Here is an 11,638-nt window from a genome sequence, read left to right as displayed (position 1 = left end):
TTAAGTTTAAGGAATGCTGAAGATTACAGATTGACCGGGTAGGGGTCGATACTTCTATTTTTATAAGCCTTATTTATACTTAAATAACACCAGCTAAAATCAAATTGTTTTATCGCGGCAAGAAAAAAAATTAAAGTTTGAAAAGTTCCATTGCACCCAGTGCCAGCATCTGTACGCCGATCACAGCCAATATTAATCCCATCATTTTCGTAATCACCATCATGACGTTGGTGCCGATGATATTTACAATTTTATCGCCCGCAAGAAACAGCAGGTAAGTGATATAACATATCAATGCATATACGCCCATTACAATGGCGAGATGATAAACGTCCTTCGCTGCGGAGTAGCTCATAGCAGTGGTGATGGTGCCGGGGCCTGCCATAAGCGGCATGGCCAGCGGCGTGATAGCCGCGCTGATACCGTGATCCGCCTTAACGGGCTGATCGCCCAGTTTGGGATTATGCTTATCCTCCTCTTTGCCGCGCACCATCTCGTACCCGATCACAAAAACAAGGATACCGCCGGTAACCCGCAAGGCAGCGAGGGTGATCCCGAATACATGGAATATCAGTTTGCCAGCGACGCTGAAAACGGCGATGATACAAAACGCAATCAATACGGATTTGGTGGCAATATTTTTCCGCTGCGGTTTATCCATGTTGGACGTGAGTTCCAGGAATACCGGAATGGAAGAAATGGGATTGACGATCGCGAATAATCCCATGAACACCGTTGTGGCAAAAGCAAAATAATTATCAAAGATTTCCCTCATAACAGCAATATAGGAATTTTATGTTATGTAGAGAAGAAGGAATTTCCGCAGGGGAATTATCCGCGAAGCCGCGGTAGCTGCCAGTTGTAACGGAGGCTGATCAATCGTATCGCGACTATAACGGTCACGGATATACTCTGTATCACATCCGGGTCGGCATTGTAGTAAGTGCCCGCCACATAGATGGTGCCACCGGCAATGGAGGCGGCGGCATATATTTCACGGGTAAATAAAATCGGTTGTTCGCCGCTGATCACATCCCGCAGCAATCCGCCGAAGGTGCCCGTAATTGCGCCGAGCGCCACGCAGATAGGCATGGGAAGGCCCGCGGCCATACCTTTGTTGATACCCGTAACGGTAAACATAGCAAGGCCTATGGCGTCAAAAACGGTGAGCCATTGGTGTAGCCGCTTTACGTAAGAGAAAAATAAGGCAGCAATAATAGCAGCAATGATGATGGCGGTATTGCTCAATTCATCCTGCATCCAGGCTACAGGCGTAGCGCCGATGAGCAGGTCCCGGATGGTTCCCCCGCCTATCGCCGTTACAAACGATAAGGTGAGCAAACCAATCACGTCATATGATTTGTTGATAGCGGCAGTAGCGCCGGATATGGCAAAAGCAAATGTTCCCAGTAGTTCCAGGACGTGAATAAAAGTAAGATGCATCCGCTGTTCTTAGATTTAGCTGCAATTTATAGAATAGTTATACGCTTTGCATACAACAGCGGAAATGTTTTCGTGGATCAGTAATCGTAATCGTATTCGCCGCGGAGAGTGCGCTCAATCTGGTCCTGCAATCCGCTGCTGAAGCCTTCTACTTCAATTTTGGGATGATTGTCGAGGTTGATGCGGAAACGGCCCTTCTCCTGGATCAGCAGATCGTATATATCTTCCAGCAAAGCATAGAGCAGCTTTTTGGTGTTCTCTGCAATCTGCGCCAGGAAGGAATCTTCCAGTTGTACGAATTCACGGTTTTTGTAAGACAGTGTAACTTGAATCATAACTATTATGGTTTTTCTAACAGGATAATTTGTAACTGAGCTGGTCAAACGGGCGCCCTACAGGTATAACCCCCTGATACTCATTATTTAATTGTTATTTCTTGCATAAAAATAGATAAAAACCTATGAATATTTTTGAATTACACATGTTTTTTTATCCACATAATAAAAAATAGGTCAAAATATTTATACCTTACCAGGTTTCCGCCTCATTTAACATCACGTTCCCCCTTTTGTTCGCATTGTTCTTATTTTTTTAGTTACCATTGCAACTTATTCTGTTTGACAATGAAGAAAATAGCCCTGTTGATACTGCTGCTGCATGGAGCGGCCGGTATCCTGAAAGCCCAGCCCGGCCCGGATTTTACGTGGAGCGCTGATGGCAAAGCCTATTATGAGATCCGCGAAGAAGGCATCGCCTACGTGCCCTGCAACGGTAGTACCCTCACCGTGAAAGTGCCCATGGAATTACTCAAACCCGCCGGCGCATCCCAGCCGCTGGAAATAAAGTCTTTCCAGTTCTCCCAGGATGAACAGCAGGTACTGCTCTTTACCAATACCCAACGGGTATGGCGCTATGAAACCAAAGGCGATTACTGGCTGCTGGACCTCCGGACCAAAAAGCTCCGCCAGCTGGGTAAAACCCTGCCTGCGGCTACACTCATGTTTGCGAAGCTCTCGCCCAACGGCAGGTACGCCGCTTACGTGAGCCGCTCCAACCTTTACCTGGAAGACCTTTCCACCGGCGTAATCAAACCGCTGACCACCAACGGCAGCCGCCGTTTTATCAACGGTACTTTCGACTGGGTGTATGAAGAAGAGCTGGATTGCCGGGATGGTTTCCGCTGGAGCCCGGATAGCAAGTCCATCGCCTACTGGCAGGTAGATGCCACCAAAACGCGCGACTTCCTCATGATCAATAACACGGATTCCATCTATTCCTTCACCATCCCCGTGGAATACCCCGTGGCCGGTCAGGACCCCTCCGCCGTTAAAATAGGCGTAGTCAATATCCAGACGGCGCGCACCACCTGGATGAACGTTCCCGGGGATAACCGCCAGCATTACATTCCCCGCATGGAGTGGATACCCGGTACCAATGAGCTGATTATCCAGCAGCTGAACCGCAGGCAGAACGAAAGTAAGATCATGATTTGCCGCGCCGATAACGGCAGCACCCGCACCATTTATACAGAAACCGATAAAGCCTGGATCGATGTAAAAAGCGCCTGGGATGATAATGGTATCAAAGGGTGGGACTTCCTGCCGGATGGCAAATCCTTCCTCTGGCTCAGTGAGCAGGACGGATGGCGCCACCTGTACCGCATTTCCCTGGCGGATGGAAAGTCCACGCTGCTCACCCCCGGCGATTATGACGTCATCAAATTGCTCCGGGCCGATCAGGGCAGCGGCAAAATATATTTCCACGCCTCTCCCTATAACCCGGTACAACAATACCTCTACAGTATTCCGCTGAATGGCGGCGATACCACCCGCCTCACGCCGCGGGAGCTGGAGGGTACCAATAAATATGAATTATCGCCCTATAGCCTCTGGGCGGCGCATTCCTTTTCCAGCTACAAACTGGTAAGGCCGGCGGCTGAATTCATCGACCTCCGCGAAGCGCCGGTATTGAGTTCCGCCATGGCCAACGCGCTCAAACGCTACACCGGCCGCGGCAAAAACATGGAATACCTCCGCATCACCACCGCGGACGGCGTGCCGATGGACGGCTACATGGTGAAACCGGATAACTTCGATCCTTCCAAAAAATACCCGGTGGTATTTACCGTGTACGGCGGGCCGGCCATGGCCATGACGCTGGATAACTACTATGCCGGGGAAGATCCGCTGTACAAAGGCAGCATGGCGGCAGACGGTTACGTGTACGTCTGTTTCGACAACCGGGGCACCCCGCTGCCGAAAGGCCGCGAATGGCGCAAAAGCATTTATGGCAAAATAGGCGTGATCGATACCCGGGACCAGGCGCTGACTGCAAGGGCATTATTCGAAAAATACCGCTTCCTCGATTCCACCCGGTCCGTGATCTGGGGGTGGAGCGGCGGCGGCACCATGACGCTGAATATGCTCTGCCAGTATCCCGGCCTGTTTACCGCTGGCGTAGCGGTGGCGCCGGTGACCAACCTGCTCACCTATGATAATATTTACCAGGAGCGTTATACCGGCCTGCCCCGGGAGGATATGGAAGCCTATAAAAAAGGCTCGCCCATTACCTACGCGGCGCAAATGCAGGGTAAGCTGCTGCTAATCCAAGGTACGGGGGATGATAACGTGCATTACCAGAATTCCGAGATGATGATCAACGCGCTGGTGCGCTATAATAAGCAGTTCCAGTTCATGGCTTATCCTAACCGCACGCACAGTATTTCGGAAGGAGAGGGCACACGGGAGCACTTGTCCACCCTGTTCACGGATTTCTTAAAATTAAATTGTCCTCCGGGAGCAAGGTAGCAGATAGGTATTTATTCTTTACCTTCGCATCCCTAAATATAGAGATATGGCGAAAACCAGGATATTTGGTATTGTTGCATCGCTGGCAGTAATCATTTGTGCATTCCTGCCTTGGTCTGAAATCAATGACAGTCACCTCAAACACATGGTGTTTACCGGTGTGAACACAGTAGGTTCCAACTACGGAGAACCTGGCAAATTGAATATTTTCCTGGCTGCAGCGGCCCTGATCCTGTTTGCGCTCAGGAAGAAGTGGGTGTTAAGGGTAAACCTGTTTGTATGCGGATTTTTGCTCGCGTGGACGTTCCGGAATATGATGATCTTTGGAAGATGCGAAATCGGCATCTGCCCCCAAACCCATCCCGCATTATATGTTTCCTTCGCGGCAGCGTTGATCGCTTTCGTGTCTGTGCTGCTAACGCGGACGGACAAATAGCTAGAATATCTTAAGGAGTATCCATGCTCCGCATAATACACCGGCGCCCATTAACCAATAACGTATGATTATCGGTAATGGGCGTTGTGCTGTAATACGGGCTTTGAAAAAGCTGAATGCAGTCAGCCCCAGGAAAACCAGCATCATACTGGTTTTGGAGGCCGCCGGAAAGTTTTCGTTCGCAAGGTAAGGACATACGGATAAGGCGCCGCCGGCCAGGAAAAATACAGCGGTCATAACAGCGCTGCGGATGGCACGGGCATGGCTAAACGTAGATTCCTTCACATTTTCCGTCGCGAGTGTTTGTTCCCACAAATCGGCGTCCTTCTGCATTTCGCCGGCGATATGCGCGATGGTGGCATCGTTGATATCAAGTTTTTCCAGCTTCCTTTTTTCTTCAGGCGTCAGCAGGGGATTGTCGTGCTGCAAATCGCCCCGGTTGGCCCGGTATGCGCTGAACATCACCAGTACGGCCCCGATGAGCCAGATCGTCAGCTGGATGTTATAAAAGGTTTGTACCTCAATGGGGAATCCCTGGATCACCTGGGTGGAAAAGAAGAGGAGGAATAAACCGTCCGGGAACCCTATCAGTAAATCTGTTTTCCATCCGGAGCTGCGGATGGCTTTGTGGCTGGCCGCCATGTATTAAAATTTTCAGCGTATGTAAATTAGGTTATTAGCGATGGAAAGTCGCTTCCAGGCTGCGTTGGATAATCCCTACACAATCCTTCACCTGGTCTGCCGTAATCAGCAGGGGAGGCGCAAAGCGGATCTTATCGCCATGGGTTGGCTTAGCCAGTAATCCGTTTTCTTTTAGGGAGAGACATAAGTCCCACGCGGCATCGGGGTCATCGTGTTTCACCACGATCGCGTTGAGTAAGCCTTTGCCACGCACCGTCGTGATATATGGGGACGCCAGATCCAGTAAACCCTGCCGCAATAACTGCCCCATAGCGGCTGCATTTTCCGCCATGCGTTCCGTTTTGAGCACTTCCAGGGCGGTCATCGCCACCTTACAGGCCAGCGGGTTGCCGCCGTAGGTAGAACCATGTTCCCCCGGTTTGATGGTAAGCATGATCTCATCGTCCGCCAAAACGGCGCTCACCGGCAATGTGCCGCCGGATAAGGCTTTCCCGAGGATCAATAGGTCAGGGCGTACATTTTCATGATCGCAGGCCAGCATTTTACCGGTACGTGCCAGGCCGGTCTGGATTTCATCGGCGATGAAGAGCACATTGGCGTCTTTGCAATACTGGAAAGCTTTGGAGAGGTAGCCCTCGTCCGGCACTACCACGCCGGCCTCGCCCTGTATGGGTTCTACGAGGAAGCCGGCCACATTTTTATCCTGCAGGGCCTGTTCCAGCGCCGGCAGGTTGTTGAACGGGATAACTTCATATCCCGGCATGTAGGGGCCGAAATTATTGCGCGCATCCGGATCGGTACTGAAGGAAATCACATTCAGCGTACGTCCGTGAAAGTTATGACCGCATACGATAATTTTTGCCTGGTTGGCCGGGATGCCCTTTACCTGGTAACCCCAGCGGCGGCAAAGTTTTAGCGCCGTTTCCACGGCTTCCACGCCGGTGTTCATCGGCAGGACCTTATCGTATCCGAAATAGCTGGTAATGTATTGTGCATATTCCCCCAGCAGGTCGCTATGGAAAGCCCTGGAAGTCAGGGTCAGCTTCTGCGCCTGCTCTACCAGGGTGGCGATAATTGCCGGGTGGCAATGCCCCTGGTTGACCGCACTGTAACCGGAGAGAAAATCATAATATTGTTTGCCATCAACATCCCACAGGAAAACCCCTTTGCCGCGATCTAAAACCACTGGCAGCGGGTGATAGTTATGTGCGCCATACTGTTCTTCCAGCTCCAGAAAATGTTGGGTTCTTTCGGTCATTGTATTAGTGGGTATCATGATGCAAAATTAGTGTAATTATCCTTTTAATCGCTGTACCAGCGCTACATATTCCTTCATGGCATCCTCTTTGGACTTGCCTTTCAGCTCCGCCCAGGCATTGTGTTTGGCCTTGGCCACAAAATCAAACGGATTGGATGGCCCTTCGCCGCTAACATCCCCCTCAGTTGCCTGCTTATAAAGGGAATACAACTGCAATAGGATTTCGTTGGAGGGTTTTTCAGCTAATGTTTTGCTCTCTGCTACAGCAGTTTCAAATTGTTGTGCGAGTTCCATAATCCTGTTTTTTTGATGAGGAAATAGGTGTTGTTTTACTAAGGTGCTAATAAATTAAACATTCACCAAATAAACCAACTAATTTTAATACCTTTGCGGGCTGAAATGGCCGGTACTGAATCGGATCGGACATTGGACCAGTAAAACATCATATGAAGAATATTCGCAATTTTTGTATCATTGCCCATATTGACCACGGTAAAAGTACCCTGGCTGACCGCTTATTGGAGTACACCAAAACGATTTCTGACCGTGACATGCAGGCGCAGGTGTTGGATGACATGGACCTGGAACGTGAAAAAGGGATCACCATTAAGAGCCACGCCATCCAAATGAACTATACCGCCAAAAACGGTGAAAAATATACTTTTAACCTGATTGACACCCCCGGCCACGTTGACTTCTCCTACGAAGTATCCCGCGCGCTGGCTGCCTGCGAAGGCGCCCTGCTGCTGGTAGACGCTGCCCAGGGCATACAGGCCCAAACCATTTCCAACCTCTACCTGGCCCTGGATAACGACCTCGAAATCATCCCTGTGATCAACAAAATTGATATGGCAGGCGCTATGATCGAGGAAGTGAAAGACCAGATCATCGAACTGATCGGTGTGAAGGACGAAGACATCCTCCTGGCCTCCGGAAAAAGCGGTATCGGTATCGAGGAAATCCTCGAAGCGATCGTAACACGCATTCCCGCCCCTAAAGGCGACCCTGAAGCGCCGCTGCAGGCCCTGATATTCGACTCCGTATTCAACTCTTTCCGCGGTATCATCGCGTACTTCCGCGTGTACAACGGTACCATCAGGAAAGGCGATAAAATTAAATTCGTAAACACCGGCGAAGAGTATGAAGCCGATGAAGTAGGTATCCTCAAACTGGGCCTCGAACCCAAAAACGAGGTACATACCGGGGACGTAGGTTATATCATCACCGGTATCAAAAACGCCAAGGAAGTAAAAGTGGGGGATACCATCACCAAGGCTTCCAACCCTTGCCTGGAAGGCATCAAAGGCTTCCAGGAGGTAAAACCGATGGTATTTGCCGGCATCTTCCCCGTGGTAACGGAGGACTTTGAAGAGCTGCGTGACTGTATGGACAAGCTGCAGCTGAACGATGCCTCCCTGACCTACGAACTGGAAACATCCCAGGCCCTCGGCTTTGGTTTCCGCTGCGGATTCCTCGGTATGCTCCACATGGAGATCATCCAGGAACGCCTGGAACGCGAGTTTAACCAAACCGTGATCACCACCGTGCCAAACGTAGGTTTCATCGCCTACGACACCAAGGATACGAACAAACAAATCGTGGTGAACAACCCGGCCGAAATGCCTGACCCTACCAAGATGTCCCGCATTGAAGAGCCGTGGATCCGCGCGCAGATCATCACCAAGCCGGACTATATCGGTAACATCATGACCCTCTGCCTCGGCAAACGCGGCCTCCTGCTCAACCAGAGCTACCTGACCACCACCCGCGTAGAGCTGATGTTTGAACTGCCGCTGACGGAGATCGTGTTCGACTTCTATGATAAACTGAAGAGCCAAACCCGCGGGTACGCCTCTTTTGACTATACGCCAATCGGCTTCCGCGAAAGCGATATCGTGAAAATGGATATCCTCCTCAACGGGGATAAAGTGGACGCCCTCAGCGCCCTGATCCACCGCAGCCGCGCGCAGGACTTCGGCCGCAAGCTCTGCGAAAAACTGAAAGAGCTGCTGCCACGCCAGCAGTTCCTCATCGCCATCCAGGCAGCCATCGGCGCCAAGATCGTGGCCCGCGAAAACATCTCCGCTATGCGTAAGGACGTAACCGCAAAATGTTATGGCGGCGACATCTCCCGTAAACGTAAGCTCCTGGAGAAACAGAAAGAAGGTAAAAAACGTATGCGCCAGATCGGAAACGTAGAGGTACCGCAGGAAGCATTCCTTGCCGTACTGAAGCTGGACGAGTAGCGGATACCGTCATGAGATATCACAGGGCGCTTCCCATGCAAGAGGCGCCCTTTTTTGCGCCCGGATATCCGGAGGCGAAAAGCCCTATCCACCAGGCCGCCATTGTTTGCTTCCTGGTACCTGCCGGCTAAAAGCCCTGCCACTGTTTGCCTCCTGGTACCTGGAACCTGGAACCTAAAAGCCCTATCCACTATTCCCCTCCCGAAAAATTATATAAATCATTATAAAAGTTCTGTAACAGTTCCGCCCTGCATCTGACCGACCTTTGTATTGTTAATTCAAATCATATGCAAGCAACGGATCAGATCATAAAGAAGACATTTCCTATTACCGGCCTCAGTTGCGCCTCCTGCGCCGTTAGCGCCGAATCAATGCTCAGCGCAACGCCCGGCGTTATCCATGCTGGCGTGAACTTCGCCAATTCCAGCGCAACCGTGGAATTTGAGCCCGCACAGGTAACCCTGCAACAACTGAAATCCGCCGTACAGTCCATCGGGTACGACCTCATTACCGACGAGAGCCCCGAAGCGGCAGAAGCCCTGGAAGACCTCCATCAGCAACAGTTCCGGACGCTCAAACAAAAAGCGCTCTGGTCTATTATATGCTCCGTGCCACTGGTGATCATCGGCATGTTCTTCATGGATATACCCTACGCCAACTACATCATGTGGGCCCTCTCTACCCCAGTGGTGCTGGTTTTTGGCCGGCAGTTCTTTTTCAACGCATGGCGCCAGGCCAGGCACCGCAACGCCAATATGGATACACTGGTGGCGCTCAGCACCAGCATCGCCTATATCTTCAGCGTATTCAACACCCTGAACCCGGACTTCTGGCACAGCCGCGGACTGCACGCCCACGTGTACTTTGAGGCCGCCGCCGTAGTCATCACCTTCATCCTGCTGGGCCGCCTGCTGGAGGAAAAAGCCAAGTCCAACACTTCCTCCGCCATCAAAAAACTGATAGGCCTGCAGCCTAAAACGGTAACGGTTATACGTAGTGATGACGAAACCCTGGAAGTGCCGCTGGCGCAGGTACAAGTGGGAGACCTCATCCTCGTTAAACCCGGGGAAAAAGTGCCGGTAGACGGTATCGTTACCAGCGGCAGCTCCTATATCGACGAGAGCATGATCAGCGGAGAACCGCTGCCCGTGCTGAAAGAAGCAGAATCTGAAGTATTTGCCGGCACCATCAACCAGAAAGGCGTACTGCGCTTCAAAGCCACCAAAGTAGGCGGCGATACCATGCTGGCCCAGATCATCAAACTGGTGCAGGAAGCCCAGGGCAGCAAGGCCCCCGTGCAGCAGCTGGTAGATAAGATCGCAGGCATCTTTGTGCCGGTAGTAACGGGCATCGCTATACTGACCATGATCGTATGGATCATCTTCGGCGGCGATAACGGCTTCACCCAGGGCCTCCTCGCTATGGTCACCGTACTGGTGATTGCCTGCCCCTGCGCACTGGGCCTGGCCACGCCAACAGCTATCATGGTAGGCGTAGGTAAAGGCGCTGAAAACGGCCTCCTGATCAAGGATGCCGAAAGCCTGGAACTGGCCCATAAAGTGGACGCCATCGTACTGGATAAAACAGGTACCATCACTGAAGGTAAACCGGTGGTTACCGGCATTGAATGGGCCCATACCGACGCCGCTACACTGGCCTCCGTACTCTTTACCATGGAACAGCAGTCCGAACACCCCCTGGCTTCCGCGGTGGTGAAATACATGCAGGCGGTAAAACCGGTGCAGCTCGATCACTTTGAAAGCGTGACCGGTAAAGGCGTACAGGCAGCTTATAAAGGCCGCCAATACTACATCGGCAGCCGTACTTATATCAACGAACAAAAGGTAACGGTACCGGCTGTACTCGAAGCCAAATCCAATGCCTGGCTGAACGATGCCGCCACGGTGATCTGGTTTGCAAACCAGCAGGAAGCCCTCGCCGTCATCGCCATCATGGATAAGCTGAAAGATACCTCCGCAGCGGCGGTAGCGCAACTGCAGCAAATGGGCGTGGCCGTGTATATGCTCACGGGCGACAATGCGCAGACCGCGAAAATCGTAGCCGGTAAAACCGGTATCAAACATTATAAAGCCGGCGTGCTGCCCTCCGAAAAAGCAGCCTTCGTGAAAGAGCTGCAGCAAAAAGGACATACCGTAGCGATGGTAGGAGACGGGATCAACGACAGTCACGCCCTGGCGCAGGCAGATGTGAGCATCGCCATGGGAAAAGGTACGGATATCGCCATGGATGTGGCGAGGATGACCTTAATCTCTTCCGACCTCCTGCAACTGCCAAAAGCCATCCGCCTTTCCCGCCAAACGGTGAAGCTGATCAGGCAAAACCTCTTCTGGGCCTTTATCTATAACGTAATTGGCATTCCGCTGGCCGCCGGGGTACTGTATCCCATCAACGGATTCCAGCTGGACCCGATGATCGCCGGAGCGGCCATGGCGCTCAGCTCTGTATCAGTAGTGAGCAACAGCCTTCGCCTCAAATGGAGTACACTCTAATTCAACATAAACCTTAAATAAACACTAATATGGAAACAACGTACAAATTCAAGACGAATATCAATTGCAGCGGATGTGTAGCAGCGGTAACGCCTCATCTGAATAAAACAGCGCACATCACCCACTGGGAAGTAGATACAACAGATCCTGCAAAAGTACTCACCGTAAAAGCAACAGATACCGACGCTGCGGAAATCGAAGCCATCGTAAAGAAAGCCGGGTTTACCGCAGAACAACTCTAGTATCACCCCCACATAACATAACAACGGAGCAGATGCCTTGGCATCTGCTCCGTT

At 51.4% G+C, this 11,638-nt stretch carries 11 protein-coding genes; 5 read left to right on the top strand and 6 right to left on the bottom strand.

Annotated elements, in window-relative coordinates; genetic code table 11:
- Window positions 1-130: 130 nt before the first annotated feature.
- The 3 genes from BOC67_RS12600 to BOC67_RS12590 all read right to left on the bottom strand — a co-directional run bounded on the left by BOC67_RS12600 (window position 131) and on the right by BOC67_RS12590 (window position 1,778).
- Window positions 131-775 carry a MarC family protein gene (locus tag BOC67_RS12600; RefSeq protein ID WP_291910683.1) on the bottom strand — a complete coding sequence of 215 codons (645 nt, stop codon included), beginning with the start codon at window positions 773-775 and terminating at the stop codon, window positions 131-133.
- Window positions 776-831: 56 nt separating this feature from the next.
- Window positions 832-1,443 (bottom strand): trimeric intracellular cation channel family protein, encoded by a 612-nt coding sequence (locus BOC67_RS12595; protein ID WP_291910682.1) that lies wholly within the window; start codon window positions 1,441-1,443, stop codon window positions 832-834.
- A gap of 77 nt (window positions 1,444-1,520) precedes the next feature.
- Window positions 1,521-1,778: a hypothetical protein gene (locus tag BOC67_RS12590; RefSeq protein WP_291910681.1), complete on the bottom strand. Its 258-nt coding sequence runs from the start codon at window positions 1,776-1,778 to the stop codon at window positions 1,521-1,523.
- 288 nt (window positions 1,779-2,066) lie between these two features.
- On the opposite strand from BOC67_RS12590, the gene BOC67_RS12585 reads away from it, so the two are divergent.
- Window positions 2,067-4,250, top strand: coding sequence for a DPP IV N-terminal domain-containing protein (locus BOC67_RS12585; protein ID WP_291910680.1), 2,184 nt, complete (start codon window positions 2,067-2,069; stop codon window positions 4,248-4,250).
- A gap of 46 nt (window positions 4,251-4,296) precedes the next feature.
- Window positions 4,297-4,686 (top strand): hypothetical protein, encoded by a 390-nt coding sequence (locus tag BOC67_RS12580; RefSeq protein ID WP_291910679.1) that lies wholly within the window; start codon window positions 4,297-4,299, stop codon window positions 4,684-4,686.
- Here BOC67_RS12580 and BOC67_RS12575 read toward each other — a convergent pair whose 3' ends face one another.
- Genes BOC67_RS12575 through BOC67_RS12565 form a run of 3 tightly spaced genes read right to left on the bottom strand, consistent with a single transcriptional unit; the run spans window position 4,687 to window position 6,880 of the window.
- Window positions 4,687-5,328 (bottom strand): VIT1/CCC1 transporter family protein, encoded by a 642-nt coding sequence (locus tag BOC67_RS12575; RefSeq protein WP_291910678.1) that lies wholly within the window; start codon window positions 5,326-5,328, stop codon window positions 4,687-4,689.
- A gap of 34 nt (window positions 5,329-5,362) precedes the next feature.
- Complete coding sequence (gene rocD / locus BOC67_RS12570; RefSeq protein ID WP_291910677.1) at window positions 5,363-6,586, bottom strand: ornithine--oxo-acid transaminase; 1,224 nt, start codon at window positions 6,584-6,586, stop codon at window positions 5,363-5,365.
- Window positions 6,587-6,622: 36 nt separating this feature from the next.
- Window positions 6,623-6,880, bottom strand: coding sequence for an acyl-CoA-binding protein (locus tag BOC67_RS12565; RefSeq protein ID WP_291910676.1), 258 nt, complete (start codon window positions 6,878-6,880; stop codon window positions 6,623-6,625).
- Window positions 6,881-7,032: 152 nt separating this feature from the next.
- Between BOC67_RS12565 and lepA the strand changes: the two genes are divergently transcribed.
- The 3 genes from lepA (at window position 7,033) to BOC67_RS12550 (ending at window position 11,584) form a co-directional block, all read left to right on the top strand.
- Window positions 7,033-8,832, top strand: a complete 1,800-nt coding sequence (gene lepA / locus BOC67_RS12560) for a translation elongation factor 4 (RefSeq protein ID WP_291910675.1) — start codon at window positions 7,033-7,035, stop codon at window positions 8,830-8,832.
- A gap of 287 nt (window positions 8,833-9,119) precedes the next feature.
- Window positions 9,120-11,342 carry a cation-translocating P-type ATPase gene (locus BOC67_RS12555; RefSeq protein ID WP_291910674.1) on the top strand — a complete coding sequence of 741 codons (2,223 nt, stop codon included), beginning with the start codon at window positions 9,120-9,122 and terminating at the stop codon, window positions 11,340-11,342.
- A 29-nt stretch (window positions 11,343-11,371) separates the two neighbouring features.
- Window positions 11,372-11,584 carry a heavy metal transport/detoxification protein gene (locus BOC67_RS12550; protein WP_291910673.1) on the top strand — a complete coding sequence of 71 codons (213 nt, stop codon included), beginning with the start codon at window positions 11,372-11,374 and terminating at the stop codon, window positions 11,582-11,584.
- The last annotated feature ends 54 nt before the right edge of the window (window positions 11,585-11,638 follow it).

The organism is Chitinophaga sp. CB10, from assembly GCA_001870995.2.
Classification (GTDB): domain Bacteria; phylum Bacteroidota; class Bacteroidia; order Chitinophagales; family Chitinophagaceae; genus Chitinophaga.
Note: the sequence above shows the minus strand (reverse complement) of the source record. Positions and strands in the feature narration are given on the sequence as shown.

Excerpts from the sequence above, each read along its gene's own strand:
- BOC67_RS12600 (WP_291910683.1), bottom strand. The coding sequence starts at position 775 with ATGAGGGAAATCTTTGATAATTATTTTGCTTTTGCCACAACGGTGTTC.
- BOC67_RS12595 (WP_291910682.1), bottom strand. The coding sequence starts at position 1,443 with ATGCATCTTACTTTTATTCACGTCCTGGAACTACTGGGAACATTTGCT.
- BOC67_RS12590 (WP_291910681.1), bottom strand. The coding sequence starts at position 1,778 with ATGATTCAAGTTACACTGTCTTACAAAAACCGTGAATTCGTACAACTG.
- BOC67_RS12585 (WP_291910680.1), top strand. The coding sequence starts at position 2,067 with ATGAAGAAAATAGCCCTGTTGATACTGCTGCTGCATGGAGCGGCCGGT.
- BOC67_RS12580 (WP_291910679.1), top strand. The coding sequence starts at position 4,297 with ATGGCGAAAACCAGGATATTTGGTATTGTTGCATCGCTGGCAGTAATC.
- BOC67_RS12575 (WP_291910678.1), bottom strand. The coding sequence starts at position 5,328 with ATGGCGGCCAGCCACAAAGCCATCCGCAGCTCCGGATGGAAAACAGAT.
- rocD (WP_291910677.1), bottom strand. The coding sequence starts at position 6,586 with ATGACCGAAAGAACCCAACATTTTCTGGAGCTGGAAGAACAGTATGGC.
- BOC67_RS12565 (WP_291910676.1), bottom strand. The coding sequence starts at position 6,880 with ATGGAACTCGCACAACAATTTGAAACTGCTGTAGCAGAGAGCAAAACA.
- lepA (WP_291910675.1), top strand. The coding sequence starts at position 7,033 with ATGAAGAATATTCGCAATTTTTGTATCATTGCCCATATTGACCACGGT.
- BOC67_RS12555 (WP_291910674.1), top strand. The coding sequence starts at position 9,120 with ATGCAAGCAACGGATCAGATCATAAAGAAGACATTTCCTATTACCGGC.
- BOC67_RS12550 (WP_291910673.1), top strand. The coding sequence starts at position 11,372 with ATGGAAACAACGTACAAATTCAAGACGAATATCAATTGCAGCGGATGT.